At 69.9% G+C, this 26,564-nt stretch carries 27 protein-coding genes; 16 read left to right on the top strand and 11 right to left on the bottom strand.

Features of this window, described 5'->3' with window-relative positions; all coding sequences use genetic code 11:
• The first annotated feature begins 143 nt into the window (after positions 1–143).
• From FHX44_RS43855 to FHX44_RS15770, 9 genes are all read left to right on the top strand, one after another.
• The gene (locus tag FHX44_RS43855; protein WP_425469190.1) at positions 144–875 is read left to right on the top strand and encodes a formylglycine-generating enzyme family protein; all 732 of its coding nucleotides are present in this window, start codon (positions 144–146) and stop codon (positions 873–875) included.
• Positions 876–1,036: 161 nt separating this feature from the next.
• The gene (locus FHX44_RS15800; RefSeq protein WP_147256498.1) at positions 1,037–2,410 is read left to right on the top strand and encodes an extracellular solute-binding protein; all 1,374 of its coding nucleotides are present in this window, start codon (positions 1,037–1,039) and stop codon (positions 2,408–2,410) included.
• Positions 2,407–3,348 (top strand): carbohydrate ABC transporter permease, encoded by a 942-nt coding sequence (locus FHX44_RS15795; protein ID WP_212612504.1) that lies wholly within the window; start codon positions 2,407–2,409, stop codon positions 3,346–3,348. The genes FHX44_RS15800 and FHX44_RS15795 overlap by 4 nt, the downstream gene beginning before the upstream one ends.
• Positions 3,345–4,247, top strand: coding sequence for a carbohydrate ABC transporter permease (locus FHX44_RS15790; protein ID WP_147256497.1), 903 nt, complete (start codon positions 3,345–3,347; stop codon positions 4,245–4,247). Before FHX44_RS15795 ends, FHX44_RS15790 begins: the two co-directional genes overlap by 4 nt.
• Positions 4,244–5,851, top strand: a complete 1,608-nt coding sequence (locus FHX44_RS15785; protein ID WP_212612503.1) for an arylsulfatase — start codon at positions 4,244–4,246, stop codon at positions 5,849–5,851. The genes FHX44_RS15790 and FHX44_RS15785 overlap by 4 nt, the downstream gene beginning before the upstream one ends.
• Position 5,852: 1 nt before the next feature.
• Positions 5,853–7,313 carry a sulfatase family protein gene (locus FHX44_RS15780; protein WP_212612502.1) on the top strand — a complete coding sequence of 487 codons (1,461 nt, stop codon included), beginning with the start codon at positions 5,853–5,855 and terminating at the stop codon, positions 7,311–7,313.
• 38 nt (positions 7,314–7,351) lie between these two features.
• Positions 7,352–7,489: a hypothetical protein gene (locus tag FHX44_RS42170; protein WP_170308926.1), complete on the top strand. Its 138-nt coding sequence runs from the start codon at positions 7,352–7,354 to the stop codon at positions 7,487–7,489.
• Positions 7,490–7,722: 233 nt separating this feature from the next.
• Positions 7,723–9,684 carry a trypsin-like peptidase domain-containing protein gene (locus FHX44_RS15775; RefSeq protein ID WP_147256496.1) on the top strand — a complete coding sequence of 654 codons (1,962 nt, stop codon included), beginning with the start codon at positions 7,723–7,725 and terminating at the stop codon, positions 9,682–9,684.
• Between the two features lie 15 nt (positions 9,685–9,699).
• The gene (locus FHX44_RS15770; protein WP_147256495.1) at positions 9,700–11,250 is read left to right on the top strand and encodes a hypothetical protein; all 1,551 of its coding nucleotides are present in this window, start codon (positions 9,700–9,702) and stop codon (positions 11,248–11,250) included.
• Positions 11,251–11,317: 67 nt separating this feature from the next.
• Here FHX44_RS15770 and FHX44_RS42165 read toward each other — a convergent pair whose 3' ends face one another.
• Positions 11,318–11,509 carry a hypothetical protein gene (locus tag FHX44_RS42165; RefSeq protein ID WP_170308925.1) on the bottom strand — a complete coding sequence of 64 codons (192 nt, stop codon included), beginning with the start codon at positions 11,507–11,509 and terminating at the stop codon, positions 11,318–11,320.
• On the opposite strand from FHX44_RS42165, the gene FHX44_RS15765 reads away from it, so the two are divergent.
• Positions 11,470–11,898 (top strand): SMP-30/gluconolactonase/LRE family protein, encoded by a 429-nt coding sequence (locus tag FHX44_RS15765; protein ID WP_147256494.1) that lies wholly within the window; start codon positions 11,470–11,472, stop codon positions 11,896–11,898. The two genes, FHX44_RS42165 and FHX44_RS15765, sit on opposite strands and share 40 nt — an antisense overlap.
• Positions 11,899–12,125: 227 nt before the next feature.
• On the opposite strand, the gene FHX44_RS44220 is transcribed toward FHX44_RS15765, so the two are convergent.
• Positions 12,126–12,626, bottom strand: a complete 501-nt coding sequence (locus FHX44_RS44220) for a transposase (RefSeq protein ID WP_425469189.1) — start codon at positions 12,624–12,626, stop codon at positions 12,126–12,128.
• On the bottom strand, positions 12,524–12,946 hold the full coding sequence (locus tag FHX44_RS44215; protein WP_425469188.1) for a transposase: 423 nt from the start codon (positions 12,944–12,946) through the stop codon (positions 12,524–12,526). The genes FHX44_RS44220 and FHX44_RS44215 overlap by 103 nt, the downstream gene beginning before the upstream one ends.
• A 255-nt stretch (positions 12,947–13,201) precedes the next feature.
• On the opposite strand from FHX44_RS44215, the gene FHX44_RS15750 reads away from it, so the two are divergent.
• From FHX44_RS15750 to FHX44_RS44210, 3 genes are all read left to right on the top strand, one after another.
• Entirely contained in the window at positions 13,202–13,477 is a 276-nt protein-coding gene (locus tag FHX44_RS15750; protein WP_147256491.1) for a hypothetical protein, read from the top strand.
• Positions 13,478–13,881: 404 nt separating this feature from the next.
• Positions 13,882–16,293 carry a vWA domain-containing protein gene (locus tag FHX44_RS15745; RefSeq protein WP_170308922.1) on the top strand — a complete coding sequence of 804 codons (2,412 nt, stop codon included), beginning with the start codon at positions 13,882–13,884 and terminating at the stop codon, positions 16,291–16,293.
• Positions 16,294–16,308: 15 nt separating this feature from the next.
• Positions 16,309–16,827 (top strand): zinc ribbon domain-containing protein, encoded by a 519-nt coding sequence (locus tag FHX44_RS44210; RefSeq protein WP_147256489.1) that lies wholly within the window; start codon positions 16,309–16,311, stop codon positions 16,825–16,827.
• A gap of 131 nt (positions 16,828–16,958) precedes the next feature.
• Here the strand turns inward: FHX44_RS44210 and FHX44_RS15735 are convergent, their stop codons facing one another.
• The 7 genes from FHX44_RS15735 to FHX44_RS15705 all read right to left on the bottom strand — a co-directional run bounded on the left by FHX44_RS15735 (position 16,959) and on the right by FHX44_RS15705 (position 22,410).
• Positions 16,959–18,473 carry a cupin-like domain-containing protein gene (locus FHX44_RS15735; protein ID WP_147256488.1) on the bottom strand — a complete coding sequence of 505 codons (1,515 nt, stop codon included), beginning with the start codon at positions 18,471–18,473 and terminating at the stop codon, positions 16,959–16,961.
• Positions 18,470–18,988, bottom strand: a complete 519-nt coding sequence (locus FHX44_RS15730) for a hypothetical protein (protein ID WP_147256487.1) — start codon at positions 18,986–18,988, stop codon at positions 18,470–18,472. The genes FHX44_RS15735 and FHX44_RS15730 overlap by 4 nt, the downstream gene beginning before the upstream one ends.
• Positions 18,989–19,046: 58 nt before the next feature.
• Positions 19,047–20,000 carry a GlcNAc-transferase family protein gene (locus FHX44_RS15725; protein ID WP_147256486.1) on the bottom strand — a complete coding sequence of 318 codons (954 nt, stop codon included), beginning with the start codon at positions 19,998–20,000 and terminating at the stop codon, positions 19,047–19,049.
• Positions 19,987–20,529, bottom strand: coding sequence for a hypothetical protein (locus FHX44_RS15720; protein ID WP_212612501.1), 543 nt, complete (start codon positions 20,527–20,529; stop codon positions 19,987–19,989). The genes FHX44_RS15725 and FHX44_RS15720 overlap by 14 nt, the downstream gene beginning before the upstream one ends.
• 86 nt (positions 20,530–20,615) lie before the next feature.
• Positions 20,616–20,897 carry a hypothetical protein gene (locus FHX44_RS15715; RefSeq protein ID WP_147256484.1) on the bottom strand — a complete coding sequence of 94 codons (282 nt, stop codon included), beginning with the start codon at positions 20,895–20,897 and terminating at the stop codon, positions 20,616–20,618.
• A 27-nt stretch (positions 20,898–20,924) separates the two neighbouring features.
• Complete coding sequence (locus FHX44_RS15710) at positions 20,925–21,365, bottom strand: cupin domain-containing protein (RefSeq protein ID WP_147256483.1); 441 nt, start codon at positions 21,363–21,365, stop codon at positions 20,925–20,927.
• Positions 21,366–21,846: 481 nt separating this feature from the next.
• Entirely contained in the window at positions 21,847–22,410 is a 564-nt protein-coding gene (locus FHX44_RS15705; protein WP_147256482.1) for a TetR family transcriptional regulator, read from the bottom strand.
• 24 nt (positions 22,411–22,434) lie between these two features.
• On the opposite strand from FHX44_RS15705, the gene FHX44_RS15700 reads away from it, so the two are divergent.
• Positions 22,435–23,244, top strand: coding sequence for an alpha/beta fold hydrolase (locus FHX44_RS15700; protein WP_147256481.1), 810 nt, complete (start codon positions 22,435–22,437; stop codon positions 23,242–23,244).
• Between the two features lie 304 nt (positions 23,245–23,548).
• Here the strand turns inward: FHX44_RS15700 and FHX44_RS15695 are convergent, their stop codons facing one another.
• Positions 23,549–24,235 (bottom strand): TetR/AcrR family transcriptional regulator, encoded by a 687-nt coding sequence (locus FHX44_RS15695; protein ID WP_147256480.1) that lies wholly within the window; start codon positions 24,233–24,235, stop codon positions 23,549–23,551.
• Between the two features lie 91 nt (positions 24,236–24,326).
• On the opposite strand from FHX44_RS15695, the gene FHX44_RS15690 reads away from it, so the two are divergent.
• Together FHX44_RS15690 and FHX44_RS15685 are read left to right on the top strand one after the other, a co-directional pair.
• The gene (locus tag FHX44_RS15690) at positions 24,327–25,127 is read left to right on the top strand and encodes a DUF4386 domain-containing protein (protein WP_147256479.1); all 801 of its coding nucleotides are present in this window, start codon (positions 24,327–24,329) and stop codon (positions 25,125–25,127) included.
• 5 nt (positions 25,128–25,132) lie between these two features.
• Entirely contained in the window at positions 25,133–25,765 is a 633-nt protein-coding gene (locus FHX44_RS15685) for a hypothetical protein (RefSeq protein WP_147256478.1), read from the top strand.
• The last annotated feature ends 799 nt before the right edge of the window (positions 25,766–26,564 follow it).

The following is a 26,564-nucleotide window of genomic DNA, read 5'->3' as shown; positions in this document are numbered from 1 at the left end:
GTGTACCCCCTCGGGCGTCTGGCTCCGAGGACGGGCCGGCCGCGACACCTGATACACACTGCACCTGACGGGCAGGAGATCGAGGCCCGCACCGGACCGTCGTCCCCGGAGATCGGGAGTGACTACAGCACCCGCGCCGCCACATTCGCGGTGATTCGTGGCGGCCGACACGGTGGCGGTGTCGGTCACCCGCCGGAGTCCCGAGCCTCCGGAGCACGACCGGCTGGGACGACGAACGCCAGCCGGGGCATCCACCACGGCGACCTCACCACCGTCGTAAAGCGGCGAGCTGGGAAAAGGGGCGGGATGCTGCGGAAGCGAGCTGCCTAGGCGCGCGGCGGGCTCGACCAGGCCGCTACCCGTGGGGTGACGAGCTCACGCCCGGCGGCGAGCACCGCTGCAACATCTGGCAGGGGCGGTTCCCGATGCACGACACCGCTCCGGTCGACGCGTTCGCACCCAACGGGTTCGGCCTGTACAACGTGGCGGGCAACGTGTGGGAGTGGTGCGCCGACTGGTTCGACCGCGCCGAGCGGAACCGTGCCATGCGCGGGGGCTCGTACCTGTGCCACGAGTCGTACTGCAACCCGGGGTGCTCGTCGCACCGGCCGAACTCGCCCACTGACCCACCACCCACCAACGGGGAGTCGATCGCCGCACATACAGGGGAACGTCGTCACTGCGGACCGTTGGAGGGCCGGGTTGCGGTCGTGTCTCGTCGATGTGCGCGGGACTGCGGCGCGGCTTCGTGCGGCGTCGACAATCCCGTCGGCATCCGCCTCGAGTTGCTCGTTGCGGCTCGCGATGCCGGATTCCGAGGTGTCGCCGCCGGATGGACGACGATGAGGACCAGCGGCCACTATGTTCGGACATAGTGTTGACTGCGCTTTGCTGCGGGGACAGACTGGCGCCCGATGTGGCCCAGGCGCCGGACCGAGGCCAGCCTGTTCTCCGTCCCCTGGCCCGGCAGGGACCGTGGTGCCGCACGACGCGGTCGATCCGCCCGCGATCTGCCCGCCAACCGAGGAGAATGCCCATGACTTCACCGGCGAACGTCATGCCGAAGATGCATCGTCGACGGTTCCTCCAGCTCGCGGCCATGGGGGTCTCCCTCCCGGCGATCGCGAGCGTCGGTGCGTGCGGCGGCGGGGGCACGGGCGCGCTGGGCGGCGGCGGGGGCGGTGAGGTCACCGAGCTGATCGTGCCGACCAACCAGTCGCCGTGGCTGGACGCCTACCGCACGGTCGCGGCGCAGTACGAGGCGGAGACCGGGGTACGGATCACGCTGCGCGAGTTCCCCTACGACGGGCTGCGCACGCAGATGACCAACGCGATCCAGAACCAAAACCTCGTCTTCGACCTCTTCCAGCTCGACGAACCCTGGACCCACCAGTTCTACGACAACGACTGGGTCATGCCGCTGGACGAGGTGGACGCGCAGTTCTCGCTCGACCCGGCCGTGCTGACCTACGACGCGCTCCCGTACTGGGACGAGCAGACCCGCACGTCGGACGAGAACGGGCGCGTCATGGGGCTGCCGCTCAACGGCAACGTCCACCTGCTGATCTACCGGACGGACCTCTACGAGCAGCTCGGCCTGCCGGTGCCGAGGACGTGGGCGGACGCGGTGGCGGCGGGCGAACGGGCGCAACAGGCGGGGATCGCCCGCTACGGCTACGCGACCAGGGGCCAGGCCTCCTCCGGCGGGCAGTCCATCACCTACGACTACATGCCCGTGCTCTACAGCCACGGCGGGAGGTGGTTCGCCGACGAGGGCACCGACTGGACGCCCGCGCTCGACACCCCGGAGGCCCTCGCGGCCACCGAGATGTACACGCGGCTGCTCGCGCTCGGCCCGGCCGAGCCGCAGACCGTGGGGCAGGCCGAGGTCATCGCCGCCCTGCAGAGCGGCGAGGCGCTGCAGGCGCACGTCGTCGCGGCCGCGGCGGCCCAGCTGGAGGACCCGTCGGCGTCGAACGTCGTCGGCAAGCTCGGGTACGCCGTGGTCCCGGCCGGGCCGATCGGCGAGCCCGCCCCGACCAGCGGCACGTGGTCGCTGTGCGTCCCGCGCGGTCTCCCGCCGGAGCGGGCGCAGGCCACGTACCGGTTCATCCGCTGGATGCTCGACAAGCAGCAGCAGACGGCGTTCGGGCAGGCAGGCGGCATCGCAAGCCGGTCGGACGTGCTCGACGAGCTCGGCAGTGGTGACGCCGTGAACCTCCAAGCGGTGGCCGACTCGATGCCGGACGTCCATCGCGCGGTGCGCTACGTCTTCTCGGCCCCGATGCTGGAGGTGACGGAGCGGATCCTCAGCGGTATCGGAGCCGGCGCCACCCCCGCGGCCGAGGGCCTGGCACAGCTGCAGGAGGAGCTGACCCGGGTCGTGCGGGAGGCGGGGTTCCTGCAGTGACCGCTGCTCTTCCAAGGACCTCTGCCTCCACACGGCGGTCCCGGGCGCGCAGCCCGCTGCACGGGGGCCGGTTCGGCCTGGTCGCGGTGCTGCCGTTCGTCGTGTTCATGCTGCTGTTCGCCGTCTACCCGCTCGTGCAGGTCGTGCGGATGGCGCTGTCCCACGTCGAGATCCGCGGCGGGCAGTTCCTCTGGGACTTCGGGACGCTCGCCAACTTCGCCCGCATGTTCGGGGACGCGTTGGCGGGGTCCTCGGCGGTCACCACCGCGGTGTTCATCGCGGCGACCGTCCCGTTGACGCTCGTGCTGGGCACCCTGCTCGCCGTACTGGTGGACCGCTCGGAGCTGTTCGGGCCCGTCGCGCGGAACCTCGCGCTGTGGCCGGCCGTCGTCGCCCCGGTGGTGGTCAGCCTGATCTGGCTGCTGATCCTCAGCCCTACCGTCGGCGTGCTCAACAGGGTGCTCGTCGACGTCGGGCTACCGCCACAGGGCTGGCTGGGCAGCGAGGTCGGCGCGATGGTGTCGATCATCCTCGTCGACGTCTGGCACTGGACCCCCGTCGTGTTCCTGCTCGTCTACACGGCGCTGAAGGGCATCGACGACCAGATCCTGGAAGCCGCGCGCGTCGACGGAGCGAACGAGCGGCAGGTCTTCTGGCGGGTGGTGCTCCCGCTCCTGACCCCCGCCCTCGCCGCGGCGGCGCTGATCCGCCTGGTGATGGGGGTCAAGGCCTTCGACGAGATGTTCCTCCTCACGCGCGGTGGTCCGAACGACGCCACCACCCTGGTGAGCCTGCACATCCGCAACGTCTTCTTCGACCGGCTGGAGCTCGGGTACGGGGCGGCGTTCAGCCTGACGGTGGTGGTGTTCGTCATGCTCGTGCTGCTCGTCTCCGTGCTCGTGCGGCGGACCGCACGGCAGGGGGGAGCGGCGGCATGAGCACGTCCGTGACACCCGGCGCGCTCGCCGGGACGGTAGGCGCACCCGCCGGGGCGACGTCCTCGCGACGGGCGCGGCGGCGTCGCCGCTTCCGCCCCGCGGTGGACCTGCCCCTGCTCGCGCTGCTGGCGGCGTTCATCCTGCCGATCGGCTGGCTGGTGGTCCTGGCCGTGCAGCCCGGCCGCAACATCGTCAGCCCGGACTGGGAGTTCGGGTTCACCACCGCCAACGTCCTCGAGCTCCTCGGCCCCGGTCGCCCGTTCGCCGCGCAGCTCGGCAACAGCCTGATGATCGTCGCCGGGACGATCGTGCTGTGCCTGGTGGTCGGCTCGGCCACGGGCTACGCGCTGTCCCGGTTGACGATGGCCCGTTGGGTCACGCTCACGCTGCTCGCGCTCAGCGCCGTCCTCCCGCTGATCCCGCCGATGGCTCTGGTGCCCGGTTTGTACGTCACCCTCAACAGCTTCGGGCTGCTCGGGACCGTGCAGGGGCTGATCCTGCTCAACACCGTGTTCAACCTGCCGTTCGCGGCGCTGCTGATGAAGGTCTACTTCGACGGGGTGCCCGGCGAGCTGCGGGAGGCCGCACTCGTGGACGGGGCGTCGGAGCTGCGGGTGTTCGTGCAGGTGATGGTGCCGCTGGCGCGCTCGGGGCTCGCCGCCGTTGCCGTGTTCGTGGGGATCATGGCGTGGAACGAGTTCCTCATGGGGCTGGTGATGACCTCGGGTGGGCGCACCTCGCCCCTGACCGTCGGCATCGCCTCCCTCGTGCAGCCCTACGAGGTGGCGTGGGGTTCGATGGCGGCGGCGGGTGCGCTGGCCACCGTGCCGATCATCGTGCTGGCGGTGGTCGCGAACCGGCAGATCATCTCCGGGCTCACGGGAGGAGCGGTCAAGTGAGGCGCCCGGACGTGGTCGTCGTCCTCGCCGACGACATGGGGTTCTCCGACCTGGGCTGCTACGGCGGGGAGATCCGCACCCCGCACATCGACCGGCTGGGCCGGGACGGCGTGCGGTTCTCGGCCTTCTACAACACCGCGCGCTGCAGCCCGTCGCGGGCGTCCCTGCTGACCGGGTTGCACCCGCACCAGACGGGCATCGGCATCCTCACCAACGGCGACTCCCCGCGCGGCTACCCGGGCACGCTGAACGACCGGTGCGTCACCGCGGCCGAGGTGCTGCGGGAGTCCGGGTACGCGACCTGCCTCGCGGGCAAGTGGCACCTGGCGTCGGAGATGACCGAGCCGAACGACGCCTGGCCGACCCGCCGCGGTTTCGACCGCTTCTTCGGCACGCTCACCGGCTGCGGCAGCTACTACGACCCGGGCACCCTGACCCGTGGCGAGGCGGACGCGAGCGCCGAGGCACGCGACCCGGGCTTCTTCTACACCGATGCCATCGCGCAGGAGGCCGTGGAGTTCGTCGAGCACCAGGCCGCCACGGCGCCCGACCAACCGCTGTTCCTCTACATGGCGTTCACCGCGCCGCACTGGCCGTTGCACGCGCCCGAGCCGGACGTCGCCGCGCTCGACGGGGTCTTCGACGACGGCTGGGACGCGCTGCGGGAGCGGCGGATGAAGCGCCTGGTCGACGAGGGGGTACTGCCGGCGGGTACCGCGCTCAGCGATCGTGATCCCACCCAGCCCGCGTGGGCGGACGTGGACGAGCAGGGATGGCAGGTCCGCCGGATGCAGACCTACGCCGCCCAGGTCGAGCGGATGGACTCCGGCGTGGGACGGGTGGTCGAGGCGCTGCGGGCCGCCGGCCGGCTCGACGACGCGGTGATCGTGGTGCTCAGCGACAACGGCGCGTCCCCCGAGGACCTGCCGAAGGGCGAGCTGGAGAGCTTCCGCCAGCGCACGGACATCCTGCCGGCGCGCACCCGCGACGGGCGCGCACTGCGTGTCGGCAACGAGCCGGCGATCGCGCCCGGGCCCGAGGACACCTACGCCAGCTACGGCCGGGCGTGGGCCAACCTGTCGAATACCCCGTTCCGCTTCTACAAGCGGTGGGTGCACGAGGGTGGGATCGCGGCGCCGTTCCTCGTGCACTGGCCTGCCGGTCGCCTCGCGGGCGGCAGCATCGTGGACCTGCCGGTGCAGCTCGTCGACGTGCTGCCCACGCTGCTGGACTGCGTCGGGGTGGACCACCCCGAGACGTGCCGGGGGCGTCCGGTGCTCCCACTGGAGGGGCGCAGCTTCCTGCCCGCCCTGCGCGAGGAACACCTGGATCCGGTCCCGCTGTACTGGGAGCACACCGGCAACGCCGCCGTCCGCGTCGGCCGGTGGAAACTCGTGCGCGAGTACCCGGGGCCGTGGGAGCTCTACGACCTCGAGGTCGACCGCACCGAGCTGGTCGACCTCGCCGCCGAGCACCCCGACCTCGTCGCCGAGCTCGCCGACCGGTGGCGGCGCTGGGCCGATCGCGTGGGCGTCATCCCCTGGGACACGACCCTCGCGCTGTACGCCGAGCGCGGCCTCGGCGACGAGGAAGCGGCGGGCTGACGTGGCGAGCCGGGATGCGCACCGACCCAACCTGCTCGTCGTGCTCACCGACGACCAGGGCCCGTGGGCGATGGGACACCGCAACCGCGACCTCGTGACGCCGGCGATAGGCGAGCTGGTCGCGGGCGGCACGGAGCTCGACCGGTTCTTCTGCGCATCGCCGGTCTGCTCACCCGCCCGGGCGTCGCTGCTCACCGGGCGCATGCCGTCGGCGCACGGGGTGCACGACTGGATCCGCGGCGAGGCGTACGGGGTGCGCGACGAGGACAGCTACCTCGCCTGCCTCACGACCACGCCAGAGGTGCTCGCAACGGCGGGATACGAGTGCGGGCACAGCGGCAAGTGGCACCTGGGTACCTCCCGGCACCCCGCGCCGGGCTTTACGAGCTGGTACGCGCACCGCACCGGGGACGGGCGCTACGTCGGCGCGCCGGTGTGGCGCGACGGCCGGGCCGAGGACGAGCCCCGCTACCTCACCGAGGCGATCACCGACGAGGCCGTCGCGTTCCTCGAGGCCAACGGGGCCAACGACCGGCCCTTCTACCTGCAGGTCAACTACACGGCCCCGCACAGCCCTTGGGTGGACCAGCACCCCGCCCGCTACACCGAGGTCTACGACGGCGCCACCTTCGACTCCTGCCCGCGGGAGGAACCGCACCCGTGGTTCAGCTGGGAACCGGGACCGGTGTCGGACGCCATGACCGACCCGGTCCCCAGCCTGCTCGGCTACTTCGCCTCACTCACCGCGGTCGACGCCGGTGTCCGGCGGCTGCTCGACCTGCTCGACGCCACGGGCGCGCGCGAGAGCACCTGCGTCGTCTACACCTCGGACAACGGGTTCAGCTGCGGCCACCACGGGATCTGGGGAAAAGGCAACGGCACCTGGCCGCTGAACATGTGGGAGAACTCCGTCCGGGTCCCGTTCGTCGTGAGCTTCCCCGGCCGCATCGCCGCCGGACGCGTCGACTCCGGCCTGACCAGCGCCTGCGACCTGCACCCGACGTTGCTCGACCTGGCCGGGGTGGCGGTTCCCGAGGACCCGCTGGCGGCAGGCCGGTCGGTCCTGCCCCGGCTGCTCGGCGAGGAGACGGGCGGAGACGAGGCGGTGGTGGTCTTCGACGAGTACGGCGGGACGCGCATGGCGCGGACGGCGCAGTGGAAGTACGTCGTCCGCCGCGACGGCCCCGAGGAGCTCTACGACCTGGTCAACGATCCGGACGAGCGGGAGAACCGGTCGGGCGAGCAGGGGAGCGCGATCAGGCGTGACGAGCTCGCAGGCGTGCTGCACGACTGGTTCGCGCGGCACAACGCCGCCGAACGCGACGCCTTCGCCCGCCCGGTGTCCGGACGCGGGCAGGTGAGCCCGCTCTGGCGGGGCCGCTCGGACGCCGAGACCTACGCCTCGGCCGCGGGGGAGCGCCATGCCGCGGCTCCGGCCGTGAGCCGTCGTCGGCCGCCGTGAAGCTGCGGCTCGCAACGACGAAGGTTCGCAGGAAGTCCGTGTCCACAGCTATTCGGGTCGTCGGCGGCAGCGGCTGGTTCCTGATGACGGCTCACCGATCGGCCGCGCGCGACGACCGACGCGACAGCGAGCACTACGCCGACGTCGATCCCGCTCTCGTCCTGGCGGCGGGCTGATCATCGCGGCCCGCCACGTCCGCGCTCACCGTGGCGTTCGAGCTCGGCCGGCACCGCCTCGCCATGAGTCCCGTGACCGGTGTTTCGGATGTGCCGGTATTTCCCGTCCACTCCGGCCGTCTTTCTCGTGAGGCCGGGACGGCAGCCGCTGCCGGGAACGCCGGGAGCACGGGACACCCAGCACGCGCCTGCCGGTCGGCCCTCGCCGGGTCGTTCTGGAGGGAGCGGGCGGGATGAACCTGCAGGAGCAGCAGCAGCGCATGATCGAGCGGTACCGCCGCAGCGCTGACGAGCGTGCCGAGATCGAACGCAGGCAGGTGGAGACCGGGACGGCCATCGTCGACAGCGCGGAGCAGGTCAGGGCGCGCACCGAACGTCTGGCGGCCGGCGGAGCGGTCGGGCTCGGCACGATCGCGCTCGCGCTGCCGGATGCCGACGCGGTGCAGGGGGTGAGGCTGGAGCGGATCCTGGGGGTCGCGAGCGAGCTGCAAGGCGTTGCGTTCCTCGGTCGTGGTTCGCGGGCGTCGAGGACGGTGGCGCGGATCGCGGTGGTGGAGGGTGGCCGCCCGGCCGGCTTCGGCAGCGGATTCCTGGTGGGGAAGCGGCTGCTTCTGACGAATAACCACGTATTGCAGGACGCCGCCACGGCCGCTGAGTCCTTCGCCGACTTCGACGTCGAGGTCGACAACGAAGGCGTCGCGAAACCGACCGTCCGTTATGCACTCGCGCCTGACCTGCTGTTCGTGACGAACATCGACCTGGACGCGACCCTCGTCGCGGTCCGGCCAAGGAGCGACGGGGAGCTGCCCGGCGCGGTGCACGGTTGGAACCAGCTCGTCGCACGCCAGGGAAAGATCGTGATCGGGGAGCCGGTGAACGTCATCGGCCATCCCGCCGCGCGCCCGAAGGAGGTCGCGCTGCGCGACAACGCGCTGCTCAACCAGCTCGACGACTTCCTGCACTACAAGACCGACACGGAGCCGGGCAACTCCGGCTCGCCCGTGTTCAACGACCAGTGGGAGGTCGTCGCGCTGCACCACTCGAGCGTCCCCGGCGCCGGCGGCGACGGCTGGGTCGCCAACGAGGGCGCGCGCGTCAGTGTGCTGCTGCGTTGGCTCGACGGGATCGCCCTGCCACCGGCCCAGCGGGCGGTGCTCACCGAGCTCGGGCCGCAGGCGCTGCCGGAGAAGGCCAGGACGGTACCCGCCGACTCGGGCGCGGCCGATCGGGTCGGCTCGATCACCGGCGCGCGGGGCGAGGCGGCAACGGTCGCGGTCGGCACGCGCGGGGGCATCCGCGGTGAGCGGGCAGGCACGCCGCAGGTCGTGTTCCTGCACGGTCGCGGCACGCAGGGGCGCGACCCCGCGATCATGCGCGCCGAGTGGGCAGGCGGGCTGGCCCGCGGGCTCGCGGCGGCGGGTCGCCCACCACTGGATGCCAAGGAGGTCTGGTTCCCGCACTACGGGGACACGCTCGCCGCGATGACGGCGCACGGCCGCGAGCGGGCCGTGACCGAGGCTCTCGGCGCGGAAGCGACCACCGCGGAGGCGTACGCCCCCGACGACGCGTCCACGCGTGCCGTCTACGCGGCATTGATCGACGAGGCCGCCCGCCGCGCCGGCATGCCCGTCGGCAAGCGGGATGTGGCGGTGGAGGGCGGGTTCCTCGGCGGTCTCGTCTCGCTGCTGCAGGGACCGTTGTCGTGGATCGCAGACCGCAGCGGGCTCGACGAGGTCGTGATCGCCACCATCTTCCGCGACGTCGCGGCCTATCTCGACCGTGACGCCGTGCGTATCGCCGTCCTGGACGCGGTCCTCGAGACGTTCCCCACCGACGACGAGGTCGTACTGGTCGCACACAGCCTCGGCACGGTGGTCGCCATGGACCTGATCGAGAGGCTTCCACCGGGCGTCGCGGTCCCGGTGCTCGTCACCGCGGGAAGCCCGCTCGGGATGGATTCCGTGTACAAGCGGCTCCTGTCGGGAGGCCCGAGGCGTCCCGCTCGCGTCGGCACGTGGCTCAACGCCTGGGCCGCGGCCGACGCGGTGGCCGTCGGATGCCCGCTCGCCGACACGTGGGCCGAGGTCCGGGACGTCCTCACGCAGAACCGCAAGGACCGGGCCCACGACATCGACGAGTACCTGTCCGCCGCCGAGGTGGCGGCGGAGATCGGCCGAGCGACGGCAACTGGATGAGGACGGACGTCGGCCATGACTGACCCGATGAAGAACTCCGGAAGCGAATCCCGCGATCCCGAAGGTCCGGAGTGCGCCGCGACCTCGGATCAGTCGGACGCTCGCGCCAGGACGGCCACCCGGCTCCTGCTCATGTACAACCTCGAGGTCGACTCACCGGTGGAGCCCGAGGATCGTCCTCTGTCGGACGTGCTCGAGTTCGGCCGCCTCGCGGAGCACGTGGTGGCGGGCGGTCCCCTCCTTCCGAGGGTCGTGCGCGAGGTGTCGGCGGTACGCACCGACCTCTGCACGCGGCTCGCGGATCCACGCATGCGGCGGCTGGCAGGAACCGTCGTCGTGGTCGCCACGCCGCGCCGCGACGTGCTCCTGCTCCTCGACGTCGAGGTGGACGTCCCGCAGGCCGCCGACATCGCTGTGATCCTGTTCGAGACCTGGCGACACCGCGCGGAGATCACCCTCGACGGCGTCGGCATCGAGGTTTGGTTGCGGGACCGGCTGCCCAGCGGTGTGGATCACGACGACGGTGTGCAGGTGAAGCTCGGCCGCAACGTGCACCAGTGCGTCTTCCCGGGAGGCGAGCTCGCCGCCCGGCTGATCGAGACGGCCGCGCACGATGACGTGCCCGCCGAGCTCGAGGAGATCGTGCTTCGCGGCACCCTGGAGACAGGCGGAGGCGGGGCAACGCTCGGCGTACGCCGGCCGGACCTGCTCAACAAGCCCTCGCGCTGCTTCGTCGCGCACGGTCGCGGAGTGTCGGTGATCGCCGGTTGGTCCGCGCCGTTGGAGAACTCGTTCGCCCTCGCGGCTCTCGGCGTTCTCAACGCCGTGGCGGCCATCCACCGCGTCCGCCGACACGCGTTCGATGCGCTCGAGCTGAACGAGACGGCGGACCTGAACTCGGTTGCCGGGGCTCGCAGGCTCCTGTCCCGGCTGTCCCATCGATTGACCGAGCTCCAGCTCGATCTCGCATTCAGCGTCGAGGCCTACGCCGACTCGATCCTGATCCCCGAGCTCGTCCTCGACAGCTACTCCTCCTCCCTGAGGGAGGTCTCGGCGCTGTCGGACGGTATCGCGAACACCTCGCGAATCGTCGACAAGGTCGTTTCTGCGATTCGTGCGCGGCGGGTCCTGCTCGATGCAGCGAGCCAGGAGCAGGACGAGGCCCGCGACAAGGTCTTCACGACGATCGTCGCGGTCGCCACGGTGCTCGCGCTGCCGCCGGCACTGCTCCTCGCCTTCTTCGGGGCGAACGTTCCGGACATCGACCCGAGGCGCTCGATCTTCGACTTCGGCCACTACGGTGGCGCCTACCTGCTGGCCTGGTTGCCCTTCGTCACCATCGTCGTGGTGGCGATCGTCCTTCGGCAACGGATCCGTGATCGGGTACCGGACGTGTACACGCTCGACGACGGTGACGAGGTACTGAGGACCGAGCCTGCGGGGCAGGTCGGCAGATCGGATGCGAGATGGATCGTCCAGCTGCCGCGTCGGCGCGCGGGCGCCCTGTGGCAGCCACGGCCGCATCGAGATCAGGAACGGCACCACGCCGTTCGAAATGGTGGTTGATCCGGGCGTCGGCGCCGGGACCGCGGTCCTTGGTGAGGACCGGGCGTGCTGGAGCGGACGCGAGCGATCAGGTCGAGCTGACGAACACCTTCCCGAACCTCAGGGTCGAGGACTGCGGGACGTCGTGCACGTGCTTGGCGAGGAGGGTGATCTTCGGCTGGTAGAAGAGCGGCACGACCGGAACCTGCTCGGCGATGACCTCCTGCATCCGGGCCAGCAGTGCCAACCGGTCGGGTCCGTCGGCGGCGGTGGTGGTCATCTGCGCGTGGCGTGGTCGCCCGAGGGGACCACGCTGTTCCACGCCGACAGCCGGGAACGCCCGGATCCGGGGGCACCGACGGCGTGATCATTCGGCGCCGCCGGCGGGGGTCTGGGTGGCGGTGTACAGAGCCGGGGGAGGTCCGCCGCTACGACGGCGTCGGGCACCTCGACCGCGTCGTCGCCGTGCCGAGGCCGCAGACGACGAGCGTGCAGCTCAGTGGTGCGGACCGACGTGACCTGCTGATCACCACGGCGCGCGAGGGCTACGACGCGGCCCGCAGCACGCGCGAACCGCTCGCCGGGCGGCTCTTCACCGCCCGCGCCGAGCATCCGGGCCTCCCGTACCAGTTCGTGGAATGCCGGGGTCGGGAGGTCGAGCCATCGTGACGGAGGACGGCTGGCGGGACGGACCGCGCTGGTGACCGGCGCCTCCCGAGGCGACCATCGGCGTGGCGAGAGAACCGGACTGCACGTCGACGATGCCGACGGTCTTCTTTCGTAGGGTCTGCGCTTCCGCTCCAATGCCGCGACCCGATGCTGCACGATGCAACATAGAGTTCTGCGAACGCAGCGTCGCCGGGTTGAGTCGATGGGCGTGGAGCACGTGTGGGCCATCACGTCACGCCAAAGGTATCGGCTGCTTGCATGTTCCGTGACACGATGTCATTGACTGTCTGAGGTGGAGCAAATGTGGAGCACGGCATCACGTCAAACTGGCCTGGCGGTACGTGAGTTGCGTTGTACTGCACCGCGCTAAGCGGCGGATCTCGTGTTTCCACAGGTGAGGGCGACCCGGGTCCAGCACCGGTTGGCCAGACCGGCGGCGACCTGGTCGGCTCCCATCCGGACACCACCGCCGGCGCCGTGAACGCTGACCCGGCGGTTGCAGCCGATACCCAGCAGATAGCCGAGTCGCAGGGCTTCGAGTTGGCGCGCAGCTCGGGATCGATGTCGTAGACCTCGTCGGCGGTGACCCACCCCACGGGCAGTCCGGCCTCGACCCCGCGAGCGATCATCGTGGTGGCCAGCGCGGGTTTGGTGGCGAACTCGACCTCGTCAGGCACCCCGGCCGCGGCCCGGCGGACTGGGTCCTCGGCCCAGCTGCGGGGGCAGATAGAGCTCGCGGTCGATCAACGCGTGCCCGCCCCGACCGGCATAGGTGAGGTAGACCGCGACCTGGGCGTTCTCGATCCGACCCGCGGTGGCGCTGCACCCCGACCGTGTGCTCGCCCTTCTTCAGATCCCCAGACTCATCGACGATCAACACCCCGGCGGGTTCGCCGAGGTGCACCGCGACGAACCCGTGCAGATCGGCGGCGACACCGTCGGTGTTCCAGCGGGCCCGGTTGAGTGGGTGCTGCATTCCATCCGGGCTGGAGTCCCCGGCGTGTTCGGCGATGCTCCAGCAGGTCTTGCGCGGCAGCTCCGCCAGCATCCCGCGCAGGAACCGGGCGAGCCGCTGCCGGGTCTCCACCCGTCCGAATCGACGCGCAACCCGGTCCAGAAGTTGACCTTCCAACGCTGGCCACAGGCCGGCCTCTACGCTGTGGCCCGCGGCCACCGCATCCTCTTGAGTCCACACAACCCGAGATGATCATGCGGTGGCCGCGCCACGTTCCCAGCACCCCGCCGGCAAGATCACGAAGTCCGGCTGGAGTACTCGCCTAGCTAGGCTGACACCCTGGGCCTGGTGAAGGACCAGGACGGCGCTGGAGCGCTGCCGGTCCTGGACCGTCTCATCCGCCGCAGCCTCGTCGGAAACGACGGCACGCCTGTCGACGTGGGCGAAGTCGACCGCGAGGATCGCCTGGGCCTTCGCGGCGAGGAACTGTCGCCAGGTCGGTCCGGACCGTCGCGGTGCGGGGTCGATGCCATCGGCCTTGAGGATCTTTCACACTGTCGACGCGGCGATCGGGTGGCCGAGCCCGACGAGCTCGCGGTGGATGCGTCGGTAGCCCCACCTTGAGTTCTCCCGCGCCATCCGTAGCACCAGATCGCGAACTCTCTGGGTGACCGCTGGGCGCCCCGGTGTTCGCCGTGGATAGGTCCAGCGGTGGGCGACGAGCTGGGCGTGCCAGCGCAGCAGCGTGTCCTTGACGGTGTCGGATCGGGCGAGCAGCACGAGCCAGCTGAGCACGCGTCCGAGCATGAGATCGGCGAGTCGGAGGGCCACAATGATCGATCATGCTGATCCGCGATGGCCGGTGGTCGTCGCGCCTAGGCGACCACGAAGGCGCTGGTCAGGAGACCTGACGCAGTTCTCGGCACCCACAGGGTCGAGGGGGCGAGTGCTCCAGCCGTGCACCGGTATCTGCGGCCGGTACCCGCGCCTCCTTACCGGAGCGACAAGGGAGGGCTGGCGGTATGGGTATGGGTCGGTTCAAGAACGGCAAGTTCGATCTTGTCGTTGTTGCTAACTTCTCCATGAGCAGCTCCGACGCCACGGAGTGGCGGCGAAGCTTCGAGAAGGCGTCCGAGCTGTTCTGGGACGCGTCGGAAGGCCAGGTTCAGTACGGCCGGATCTTCGTCTGCGACGAATCGGTCGGGGCGGACAGCGCGGAGATCATTCTGCATGCCAGCGGGGACCCGAGCTATGGCACGTGGGGAAAGTTCGGCGTTCCCGGTCAGGCCCTCCATCTGATGCCCTACGTGAAGTTCCAGGTCCTCACCCACCACCACGAGATGGGACATCACGTGTGGGCGCTGGGGGAGGAGTACGCCGCCGATGCTGTGCTCGAGCAGATTGATACGTCCGTCGCGGCACCCGACAACGCCACGGTGCCACTCGTGGGAAGCAGCTTCGCCCCGGGCGCGCTCGTGGACGCTGACGCCATTCTCAAGTTCGGTGCGAACCTCGAGCGTCGAAATATTGCTGCCAACACGACGACGTCGCTCACCGTCAGCCCCGCCTTCTCGCAGTCGCCGACGACCGATTCGGACGGACGGGTGCAGTACCAATTCCCCGCCGAGTGCGCGACGGCCACCGGGTCGCGGTTCTGCATCATGGAGAACAGTCGAGGTGCCGCCGGAACCCTGGATGCCGCAGGCAATTGGACACCTGCGGCGCAACCGGTCACCGAGTTCTGCTCCGACAGCAACCACGACGCCGATCTCGACACCCAGCAGGAAGCGCGCAACCACGACTCGTGCTGGGAGACCATTGTCGCCCGGCCCGGCTACACCGGACTCGCCGCGCCCGACCCGGCCGTTGCGGGACCGACCACGGGGTTCAGCACACCGGACTGGATCGTTCTGGACAAGCAGTCGCGTTTCGCGGTGATGGTCGACCGCTCCGGCTCGATGAGCGTGGGCAACAAAATGACCGATGCTCGCCACGGCGCCGTCTACTGGTTGGAGTTCTGCTCGGTCGGCAACGACCTTCTGTCCCTGATCTCCTATGACGACCAGATCGACACCCTGCTCGGCCTGACCCAGGTGTCCGCGCTCGGCGGGCTCGGTCCGACCACCACGACGATCAACGCGCTGACCCCGCGCGGATCCACGAACATCCGCGACGCCCTGTTCGCCGGGCGCGACCAGATCGAGAGCCTGCCCACCCGAGCCGCCGTGCAGGTCGCACTGCTGATCACCGACGGGATCCACAACTTCCCCACGGGCTCGTCGCCGACCGAGGCGTTGGACGAATACCAGGAGGGCGGCATCCGCCTGTATGCGCTGGGTGTGGGCCAGCCGGGGGCCGTGGACATGGGCGTGCTCGACGGCCTCGCCGCCGGAACCGGCGGGCGGTCATTCAGCGTAGGCGACAACCAGCCCAACGTGATCGAGAATGCGATGATCGAGATCAACGCGGAGGTGCGCGGCGGGATCATCACTACCGAGCCGGCGCTGTTCCCGGACAGCGGGAACAGCGGCATCGACGAGATCATCGAGCCGCCGCTCGAGCAGGGCAAAGGATCCGTGCGGCCGGGCCAGCGCCCGCCGCTCGCGACGCTGCTGGACGCCGCGGGAGTGAAGTCGCTGGAGAGTCTGCTCAAACGCGGTCGGCAACGTTCCGATCGGATCGTGGTGATTCCGGTCGACGTTGAGTCGGATGCCGACCGGGCGTCCTTCAGCATCGTCCACCCGCCGAAGGAGGACGTCTGGCTCTACCTGGTAGCTCCCGACGGCGCGGTCGTCGACCCGAATGCGGGCGACGTCCATCACGTCGAGAGCACTTCGCCACACGAGTTCGTCGTGGTGGATCGTCCGCTTCCCGGTCGATGGCTGCTGGTCGCCGTCCGGGTGCGACCCGGTGCCGCGTTCACCGCCGGGGTGGTGGCCGGAGGGGAGAACCGCAACCTACAGGTTTTCGCGTCGGCGCCCCCGTGGGCGCCCTCGGCAACGCCGGTGGTCATCCGCGGCGCTGCGCGCTGGAAGCACCAGTTGAGCGACATCGGTGTGCGCGCTAACGTCACCGCCCCCAGCGGCGCGACATGGAGCACCGTGCTCGTCGACGACGAGGCCGATCGCCGCAACACCGGCAACTACCAGGCGGTCTACCAGCCTCAGGAGGATGGACGGTATCGGGCGTTGGTCACGATCGTCGGATCTCCGACGGCGTCCATCGCCGAGCCCTTCACCCGGCTCAGCCACAGCGAGACCGACTCCATCGACTCCGACCCGGGCGCACCGTTCTTCGTTCGCCAAGTCGTGATCGGCTTCGACGTCGGCGAACGCCGCAAGCCGAAACCCGACGACGAGATCCCGTCCCGACCCTTGCCCCACCGACCCCGCCCGACCCGCCTGCGATCAGCGGACTGGACCCGGCTCTACGAGAACTGATCGGGAGAGATCGCTATGTCCGAGAACGCGCAAACAGAGAGTGGCGCTAGATTCTGTCCCTCCTGTAAGGAGCCGGTACGGGACGGCGCAACAAAATGTCCTCATTGTCAGGCGACGATCGGCCGGCCGCCGGATCATGGCGGCACATGTCCGATATGCAAGGAGAACATCAACCCGGAAGCTGTTCGTTGTCGCCACTGCAAATCCGACCTGGGCCGATCGCCGCTCATCGCCTCAACGGATTTTGGCGGGTCGTCTTCCGTTGCGGTGTCCGCGCATCCTGCGGCAGCCACGGGGACCCGCGCGACAACGCCCGGTGAGTGCTCCGGTTGCGGCGGCGCGGGCGTGGCGCCATCTCAAGGGGGCTACCGCATCTTCCGGGGGCCTAGTTCTCCGTTAGGTACCGGTTCGGGCGGAATCGCGATGCGACGATACTGCTTCTGGTTCTGTATCGAGGAATGTCCGGCAGGCCCAGAGTGCTGCACACTAATCTGTGTCGATCTGCCGGATCAGGGCCCTGCTGTCGCAATGTAACCGGCCTCGAGACCGATTTGGTAGGGAGGCTGGCGCGGCTTGTGACCGTCAAACCGTCGATGGCGAACGCACGGCGATGCGGCGTTCGCGTCTTGCCGATCGGGCATGAACGACGCCACCGGCTGCGCGCCTCATGTCGGTTGATGCTGTCGTCGCCCGAGGGCAGTGTTGCGCCATGGCCGATCGAAGCTGGAGAAGGTCGCTGAGATTGACACGGACAGCGACTTCGCCCAATGCCACCACCCCACGGGGAGGAAGAGGCAGTCGCCGGGCCCCAGCACCACGTCCATGAGACTGACGTCGGCGAACAGTGGGTACTGATGTAGGTCGACCGACTCGGGATCGACGGCGCTGTACCAGGTGTGGTGCGCGTACATCCGGGGATGGTCGAACGAGGGCGCTAGCTTGAAGTGCTTCCGCCCATGCACCTGAGCGAAGAGGATTGAGTGCTCGTCGAAGTGCATCGGCGTCACAGTGCCTTGAGGTCCGATCCACAGCTTAGTGGCGCCCGCGCGGCGGTCGGTGTTGTCGACGATCCCGGGCGGTGGCGTGAGGGCGTCGCGAAGAGCGCGAAGCTCGGAGCGGTCGAGGACGTTGTTGCGAGCGACGACGTAGAAGTCGTTTGTCTTGCCGGCCGCCGCGAGCCGCCGGGCCAGTTCGGCCAGCGTGACGACCTCGATTGTCTCCCGGTATCGCCGCTCATAGTCGGGCATCGCGTCTCGACCGGACGTAATCTCAATCCGCACGTCGCTGTACCGCTGCGCGAGGAACTCAGGTGACCAGTCCCGTACGGCTTCGCAGTCGGCTATCCCGCCGGGGATCATAACGGGCCGGTTACGGGCGTAGTACTCGTCGAAGAACGTGTCGGCGTCCAGCGCCGGACGCACGTCGACGGTGCGCGGGGACGAGCCGGTGCGGTGCAGGTCGCCGTACAGCAGGAGCAGGTCGCGCAGGTGCTGCGCGTCCTCCATACGTGGGCGGGACGGCGGAGCGGCGCCCACGCCGGCGCCGCGCCGGGACCACTGGCGCACGGGTGTAAAGATCTTCTGGTCGAAGAATGCGCTCGACGACCGCGATGCGGTCCGCCGGTGCACCCAACCGTTGAGGGTGAATCGGCCGTCCTCGAAAGTCCCCGATGGGCAGGAGATTGGCCGGACCTCGTGCGAGATCCGCGGATCGAACAAGACGAGCGTGTCGTTCTCCGGGTTGAACAGCTCCTCCTTCCCGTCCGGGCCGTGGAACACAAGCTCGCCGCCGGTGTAACCCTTCGGCTCGCGATGGACGTAGTAGACGAAGGTCAGCATCCGGGTCGCTGTGTCCGGCGACGCCGCGTCCGTGTGCGGCCCGAAGAACTCGCCGTCGTTGTGGCTGGTCAGCTGGAACTCGACGGTGCCGACGTCGAATTCGGGGATTTCGAGCACCCGGCGGGCCTGCTCCAGCCGCGCCAGCACCGCGTCCCGTACGACACCCACGACGCCGGTGAGCCGGTCGGCGTAGAGCACCGTTGAAGCGCGGACCTGCCGGTCGACGCCGCGCCGGACCACCCGCGACTCCTGGAAGCCGTCCCGCCCGCCGACTGCGGTCGCGTAGATGACAGCGTTGTGCTCAGCCCCGAGCGCGCCTGCGTATGAGCAGAACGTACTCATCGCGGCTCGAACCCCAGCTCACCGAGCCGGCGGGTCAGGTGCGCGTCGAGCACGTCGAGGAGCGCGGGGGCCTTGACGGAGACCAGCCAGTACAGGATCCACGGGTTGTCGCCGAGGACCTGCGGGTCCGGGCCGACGGGCGGGACCCCGGGCTCCGGTGGGCCGCCGTCGGGCGGCTCGGGTGCGGACGGGCCGACCGGGGGGGTACCTGGCTCGGGTGGGCCGCCATCAGGTGGCTCCGGCCCCACCATGGCAAGGGGACCGACCGGTGGTGTGCCGGGCTCCGGCGGGCCGCCGTCGGGCGGGAGCAGCATGCCACGGATCCACGCGAGGATTTCGGCCTTACGCTCCTCGAACCTGGCGTCCATTCCCGCCCGCAGAATCTCGGCGACGTCGGCGGAGCGGTCGCGGCCGGGAGGACCGGACCGGCCCAGCGCCCAGTGGGCGACGTAGGAGTCCATCCACGAGCCGTCGAACGGGGATGCGGGAGGCGGCGCGGAGGCGTGCTCTGCCACCTCGTCGATGATCCGCTCGAGCAGTCGTTGATCGACACCAGCACCCTCATTCCCATACCTATGGACGAGTGCCGCGCGGACCTCGGGCGAAATAGACATGGTCCTCCTCCCACCGGAGCGGTTCGGTCTTCCGGGCGAGCAGAGGCTCGCCCGTCAATTGTTCGTACTCGGCCAGCGTCCGCTGGTCGCCGATCCCGTAGCGGCCGCAGTAACGGCCCGCGTAGAGCGACCGGAGGCGCTCGATCGATTGTTCCCGCTGCCGGGAAGATCCGATGTGGTCGTCCCAGTGCCGGCCGCGCGTCGTCCGGTCGTAGAGGTGCCACCCCAGCACGACGTGGGGGTGGAATAGGTCGTAGCCGTGGGTGAACGCGCGCAACGCGATCGCGATCTCGTCGGCGAAGAAGTAGATGTCGGGATCGCAGGCCACGACCTCGTTGAACCTTCCCTCGGCGAAGAGCAGGTGCAGAGAGGCGAAGCAGGCCGGGATGGGTCTCGTCAGCTTCCGCCACCCGGGCACGGGGTGGCCCGTGAGACGGAACATCAGGCCCTTGCGCCGCTCGAGCAACGCCATCCGATACACGGCCTCGACGCGGCCCTGCGGATCGCGCACCGGGTCGTAGGGCGGCAGGTAGGCGGTCATCACGGGCCGCTCGATGCCGGAGTCCCGCAGCTGCCGGTGCAGATTGACCAGGGTCGCGTCCCAGCCCGGCGCGAATCGGTGATGGGAGTCGAGCAGCAGCGTGAACTCCTCTCCCGACCAGCACCGCTGCAGCTCGCGCCGCGCCCAGTTGCAGCCCTGGCTATTGGCCGCCCGCGTCATGAGCAGCCGCACCGGCGCTAGCCGCCGCAGCGGCTTTTCCAGCTCCCGCTCGTCCTCGCCGTACTGCCAAGCGATAACGACGCTCAGCCGTTCCGGGCACGCCGCCGTGCGCAGCAGGTCGAGGACGGTCGGCATCAGCTCGGGATCGCGGTAGGCCGGGATCTGCACGAGGATCCTGTCACGCGGCGACACGGAGGAGTCCCCTTCTGGGTTTCAGGACGTGAACGTGGCGCCGACGTCCGGGCCGCGCTTCGCCTACGAACGGCTCGGCATCGAAGACGTGCGCGTGGTGGTCGCCGCGTTGAGCCACGTTCAACCACGCGTTCGCGAACGGGCGCAGCACCACGTCCGGCCGGAACAGCCAGCGCCATGCGTCGAGGCACGACGCGATCCCCAGGCCGTCGACGTCGCCGACCGCTCGCAGATGCCGGACGTCTGCCGGGCGATTGACGCAGGCCCCGAGGTAGCCGCGCATCCCGACGTTGAGCGGCAGTGCGGCCGCCCAGGGGTCCACGAGCCGGTCAGCCGCCCTCGGCGAGGGTGCGCCGGGCGGTGCCCAGCGGGCCTGGTCTTCCCCGTGAGAGGTGTCGCCCGGCAGTTCGGGGGGCAGGTGCCCGGACCGCCACACCGTGGACAGACCCGGCGGGCGGTCAGGGCGCTGTCCGTCGACGCGCAGGATTCGGGCGGCCAGCTCAGCGCGGATGCTCACGTCCGCGGTCACGTGGCTGCCCCTCTTCAGCGCGCCACGGCGAGGCGCTGGGTCCGCCGAATCGGCGGCAGCGTCACAGCCGGACAGGACGCCGTCCATCAGCGGTGGGTCCCGAGTAGCGTCGCCAGCGCGGCCGCTGTTGTCGTACACGACAGATAGCCGGCTGCCTTGTGGGCGTTGAATACTCCAACCGGGGTGGTCAGGTCAGTGTCGATGCCATCGAAGTAATTGGCGAGTCCGCGGGGGATGGCGATGATGTCGCCGGGGTCGGCGATGTTGATCCACCGTCGCACAGCGGGTGGGCGTCTGCCTCTGCCGTTGATCGGGGCCGGGTCGCGGCGATCCAACACGACGTCGGGCAGCGCCAGCTGCCGAGTCACTTGCTGTCAAGTCGGGGAGGTCTCATCTCAGGCGCAACAGCAGCAGTAGCAGTAGCACATCACCGCGCCCATCCGGCCTGTCGTGAACGAGTACTCGGCCCCGCGAGGCACGAACATCCAATCGCCCGCGGTCAGTTCGACTCCCTCGTACTCGATCGAACCACTCACGATGAAGCGGATGCCGTCGCCCTCGTCATGTGAGTGTGTGGTGCTGGCCGCTCCAGGCTCGGCGACTGTGACGAACAGGAACGAAGACTCGGACAGGTAGACCGGCAGTTGGTGCTTAGTGAACCCGTTGGGTACGTTCTCGATGGCCAATGCGTCCCGAAGTTCGGGTGCCTGGGCGTCGCGGCTGGTGATGATCTCCGAGTTCAGTCGGCGACCGACAGCCTGCACCGCCTTCTCAATGCGCTCGAGGCAGGCGGCGCGATCTGCGCGATTCGGGTTGAATCCCTCGGTGCCGTTCATCGTCCCTCCAACCTGACGTGTTCTTCCAGTCTCAGAAGGAGGGGCGACTGCGCTCGCTGATACAGGACGGGTCCAAACATGTAGATCGCTTGCTTCAAGGCGCACAACCAGACGGGCAGGTTCACAACGTCCGTCCGACTGGCCTACTCGGGTGTCCGAGCGGAGGCGCTGTCCGCCTCGTCGAGTTCGGAGCGCCACTGGCGGCGATGACGGTCGTAGTGCAGCGGCCCTCGGCGGATGGAGGTGAGATCGAAGGCGAGGAGCTCCTCGAAGGCCTCGGTCGGTAGGTCGGGCTCGAGTACCACCTGCACCCCTGTCGTGTTGTCCTGTAGTTCGAGGACCCTCACTCGTCGGTCGCAGGGCTGCGGGCTCCGGCGGAAGCCTTCCCGACCAGAGCATCGTTCCGCCGCTGCACCATTTCACGCACCTCGACGATCGGCGGCGCACCGCAGCCTGGTCGCGATGGGTTGGTGGCGGTGAGTCATGCGAGGAGATCCCGGTCGAGTAGCTCGGCGACCCACGCCTCGTACCGGTCCGCCGGCCAGCCGCGGTCGACGGTGAGAAGGTTGTACAGGTCGGGGCTGAGCAGGGCGCTGTAGCGCTCGGCCGCATCGTCCATGCTCAGCCCGTCGCGTAGACCGTCGCCCATATAGGTGCGACGGTTGCGGGACTGGACCTCCAGCCGCCGGTTCAGCATGTCGGAGAGCAGCTCCGCGGCGACGGGATCACCGTCCGCAGCTCCCCTGATCACGGCGTGAACGGGGCTGATGCGGGCGAGGGTCTCGCAGCTCAGACCGATCAGACGGCGCAGCCGCTCATGAGGGTCGGCGAGCTGGCGGATCTCCTCACGGCGACGCTGCTGCACCCGCTGCGCCGGGTCGTCCGGGTCCTCCCGCGCCTGCTGGAACACGCGCTCCAGCAGGCCTCGCTTGCCGCCGAGCGACACATAGATCGTGTCGGGCGAGACGCCTGCCGCTGCCGCGACCACAGCGACCGTGGTGCCCCGGTACCCGTCGGCGAGGAAGAGCTCCCGGGCGGCGACCACTGGATTCGATCAGGGAGGTCTCCGATGAACATCACGGCAGGGCTGGAGTACGAGGAACGCGGCGACGGTGAGGTGATCTACCTCGTCCATGCCGGGGTGCACAGCGGCTGGCTCAGGCCGCTGTTCCGGGAGCGCGGCTTGAACGGGTTCCGGGTGATCCGGGTGGTGCGCCCCGGCTACGGCCGCAGTGAGGTTCCCGCAGCCCACCTCTCCCTGGCCGACCACGCACGCGCCTGCGGGCGTCTGCTGCGCGCACTCGGCGTTGAGCGCGCGTTCTGGGTGGGACAGTCGTCGAGTTGCTGCATCGGCCTGCAGATGGCGCTGGACGATCCGGAGTTGGTGGCCGGCCTCGTCCTGTATGAGCCGGCCAAGCCGTTCGGGCCCCTGCGGGAACAGGCGGCGTCCACGTACCTCGGTCCGGGCATGGCCGCCGCCGCTCACGGCGACATCCCGGGTGCGTTCGACATCTTCCTGCGCGGCGTCGGCGGGGACGGCTACCGGGAGGCCCTGCACAACGCCGTCGGCGCCGAGGGGGTCGACTCGGCCGTCCGCGAGTCCGCGTACTTCTTCGCCGACGAGATGCCCGCCCTGTTGGAGTGGACCTTCGGCGCCGCCGAGGCCGCCGCCGTGACGGCACCAACGCTGATCGCGCACGGCGCCGAGTCCCGCCCCTGGTTCCACGAGAACGCCGAGATCCTCGCGGGCCTGCTGTCCGGCGCGGAGAGCATCACGCTGCCCGGCGCCGGCCACCTGGCGCCGCAGACCCACCCGGCCGAGGCGGCCTCGGTGATCGCCGACTTCGCCCGCAGCAGAGCGACGATCGTGCGCAGCTGATCGCTCACCCCTCACCCGGCTGCCGACGATCAGGAGCCAGCCGTCGGGCGCAGCGCGGTCACCATGCGTCGCGGGGCCTCGTCCCGCTGTGGACGGGCCAGTACCCGGCGGGCGTGTACGAGGTCGAACCCGGGGTCGGGTGGCCTCGTCGGTGGCCACGTCGTGTCGGCGCACTTCCACGTTCGCCGGCAGGTCGGTTCTCATCCAGCTCACGTCGAGGTCTGTGGCGAGGACGGAGCGCGGACCGGGTACGCACAGCCTGCTCGCCCTTGAGGCGTTCGGCTCGCCTCCGCGATCCAGCCGGCTACACCAGCTTCGTGGTAATGCTGTCGAGGACTCGGTGAAGGCCCCAGAGGTACTGCTCGGTGGAGATGTAGCCCGCGAGGGTGGCTGCCGCCGCGGCGGTGCGGGGGTAGTGGCCGGCCGGGGTCGCCGCGAACGCGCGCTGGCGGGTGGCGATGCGTTCTGATTCCGGTGGCAGCGGGCCGGGCTGGTGGTGAGCGGCGACCTCCAGGGCGATCGACCCGAACACGTAGACGATCAACAGGTAGGCGGCGCGGGCGGCGTCGGCGGGGTCGAGCTCGGCGTCGGCGAGCAGCTCGAGGAGTCGCTCGTTGAGGGCGAGCGCGTGGGGGCCGTCCATCGGGCCGCCGATCATCAGGGGCACCGCGCCGGGATGCGCCGACAGCCGTCGCCTGAGTTCCAGGGCCAGCGACTCCACCCGTAGGCGCCACGGTTGGCCCCGATCGACGAACACGTCGTGGTCGACCTCCCCGAGCAGCCGCTCAACGAGCCCCTTGACCACGGCCGCCTTGTCCGGGAAGTAGGTGTACACCGCGTTCGGGGCCACCCCGACCCTGGCGGCGATACCTCGCACCGACGCCGCGGCCGCCCCACCCTCGTCGAGCAGGCTCAGCGCGGCGTCGAGGATCTCGTCCTCGGTCAGGGCCCGCCGCGGGCCGGGACGCCCACGTTTGGCCGGTGCTGCCATCGGTTCGGCTCCCTTCCTTGACTTATCTCTGGACAGCGTACAGACTTTGGACGCCGTACAAAAGATGTTGGCGTCCCGAGACGAGGCCGAGATGGCATCCACGAGCACGGGTATCGGACTTCGCCGAGCGGCCGGGGGACTGTTGGTGGTGGGCGCGGTTGCGTTCGCCGCCGCGGCGACGGTGTTGTCCTCCACGTTCGACTGGCCCGACGTCCTGCGTGAGCCGGCCGATGTGGTGCTGCCGGCCTTCGTCGCCGGCGGCCCTGGCCTGGTGTGGACCTGGTTGGCCACGGGCTGGACCTACGCGCTCTTGGCCGTGCCGATCCTGCTTCTGCCCGCCGTGCTCGGGCGCCGCGACGATCCGGCGCTGCGCGTGGCCACCTATGCGGGCGCCACGTCCGTGCTGCTGTCGCTGATCGGGTTCCTGCGCTGGGTCTTCGTCGTCCCGCCGCTGGCCCACGCCCATGTCAGCGGCGACGCCGTGACCCGGGCCGCGGTGGACGCCGCATGGACGGCCCAACACCAGTTCGGCGGGGCGCTGCTGGGCGAGCACCTGGGGCAGCTGCTCGTGATCGGCTGGTCAGTCACCCTCAGCGTGATCATCCTGCGCACCCGGGTCCTGCCCCGCTGGCTCGGCGTCACCGGGCTCGCCGTCAGTGCGATCTACCTGCTCAACCAGGGCGACATCCTGGCCACCACCGTGCCCGGCGTCCCCGTCTGGGACCTCGCCGGACTGCTCGGCAGCACCGGCTGGGGACTGTGGATGGCCACTCTCGGCGTCACCGTCATGCTGCGCCCGGCCCGAACCCCGAGCTCCACGAGCAACGGCGGCGTCCCGTTCGGGAGCACGCCCATCGCGATCCTGCCGGCCGAGGCCGTGCTGAGGAGCTGAGCACCATGACCCACTCGGGGGCATCCCGACCGTCCTTCCTGCGCACGTGGTTGATCTGGACCGCCGGTTTCCTCGCCTTTCCCGTCGGTGGACTCACTGCGACCGCGGTGGCCGGCCGGGTCGATGATCCGGTGGCGGCGCTGCTCGGCGGCGCGGTCGCCGGGCTCGTCATCGGCGCCGGCCAAGCGCTGGCCAGCTGTCGGCGACTCGACCCCCGCTGGTGGATCCCGGCCACCACGATCGGCATGAGCATGGGACTTCTCCTCGGCGCCGCCACGGTCGGCTACCGCACCTCGCTGGCCGAGCTCGCCCTGATGGGCGCCCTCACCGGGCTCGTCCTCGGTGCCGCGCAGGCGATCGCCCTGCCCCGCCACACCCAGCTGCGCTGGGCTTGGGCGGCCGCGCTGCCGCTGCTGTGGGCCCTGGGCTGGACGGTCACCACCCTGGCCGCGGTCGCGGTCGACGAGCAGTTCACCGTCTTCGGGGCAGCCGGAGCAGTGACCTTCTCCGCCCTGTCCGGGCTGCTGCTGCACCGACTCCTGCGCCACCGGGTAGACGCCTCCACGGATCGGGCGCCCACAGAGGGCGCGGCGACTCGGAGGCGGCCGCGACCCGTACCTGCTCGCGAGGAGAGCTGACCAGCTGCAGCAGCGGGTCCCGGTGAGAAGACTGAGCTCCGCCGCCCTGGCAGGTCCTGTCGGCGGGGGGCGCTGCTGTCGGGTCCAGCCGCAAATCAGGAGCACAGCGTCGGCGCCTCGCGCCGCTTGCTGATCGAGTCGTTGAGCAGCACGCTCGGGTGGCGATGGTGGTGACCAGCAGCTCTGCGGCGACGTCGCGCTCCACACCGGCTCGCTCGGCCGGCACCGCGACCGCCTCACCGAGCCAGAAGGCAGCGTCGCGCTGTCGGCCGAACATCTGCGGTACCAGGTCAGGTCCACCGCGAGCCCGATCGCAACGCCGGTGTCGCAGCAGCTGGTCGTGATGGGCGACCAGCTCTGGGATCTCATCCGCGGCGGATCCGCCATGTCCGCCGGGCTGTCGGTGGGTGCCGCGGCGCGCTCGTGTGGCGGTGCGCGATGTGATTTCACCGGTCATTATGGAGGTCGCATCGCGCAATTCCTGAGTCCTGTCGACTCGGGTTGATCTCGTAGATGAGAAAAGCTCGCTGTCGGGAAGAGTCGGGACGGTCATTCTCATCAGGAATGTCGCCCATGCCGAATAGGCATTGGATCACGGACCGTGCTGTTGTTAGCGTCGTCGCAACGGTCATCGATCTGATCGCCCCACAGAATCGCCGAACCGCGTCAAGTCCGAACGTGCCCGCAACCGCGACGCGGTGCTGATCTCGGGCGCGTGGACGTGCCACTCGCTCAGGCCTCGCCCCAGTCGGCCGCCGTCAACGGAAAGGGAGGGACGGCATGGGAACGCCCGACCGCG

The sequence above is a fragment of the Pseudonocardia hierapolitana genome (assembly GCF_007994075.1).
Lineage (GTDB): Bacteria > Actinomycetota > Actinomycetes > Mycobacteriales > Pseudonocardiaceae > Pseudonocardia > Pseudonocardia hierapolitana.
Note: the sequence above shows the minus strand (reverse complement) of the source record. Positions and strands in the feature narration are given on the sequence as shown.